Annotated in this window: 1 protein-coding gene; it reads right to left on the bottom strand. The window is 67.2% G+C overall.

From position 1 onward, the window contains the following. Window positions 1–250: hypothetical protein (locus AC1U89_RS24910; RefSeq protein WP_479902289.1), on the bottom strand; the 250-nt coding region annotated here is incomplete at its 3' end. Window positions 251–408: the final 158 nt, after the last annotated feature.

Here is a 408-nt window from a genome sequence, read left to right as displayed (position 1 = left end):
GGGCCAGGATGCCGACGCCGGCATAGGCGTAGACGCGTTTCGGCAGCGGGGAACCCCATAGGTTCCACACCTGCTCCGAAAACAGCCACACCAGGATGCACAGAAGGCCGGCGACCACTGCCGCGGCCGGAACCCAGCGGGACAGATGCCGGCGGCGCCCCCAAACGAGCCAGGCGAGGGCCGCCGCCGCCAAGACATAGAGAACCCCAGGCACGACGCCGGTGGTAATCGCGAGGTTCTGAAGGTTCATGGGCCAGGAATAAGGGAGCAAGCCGTGAATAAGCCCGGAAAAGCCCGAACGCTACCCCGGCCTCAGGCCGGGTCGGACACGTCTTCGAGCGCCTGCGCGATCTCCGGCGGGAGCGGCGCGAGGGCCGAATCCAGGATCTCCTTGAGCTGAACCGGTGC

It is taken from the genome of Caulobacter sp. 05T431 (genome assembly GCF_056665975.1).
This window is presented reverse-complemented; position numbering and strand designations above follow the sequence as displayed.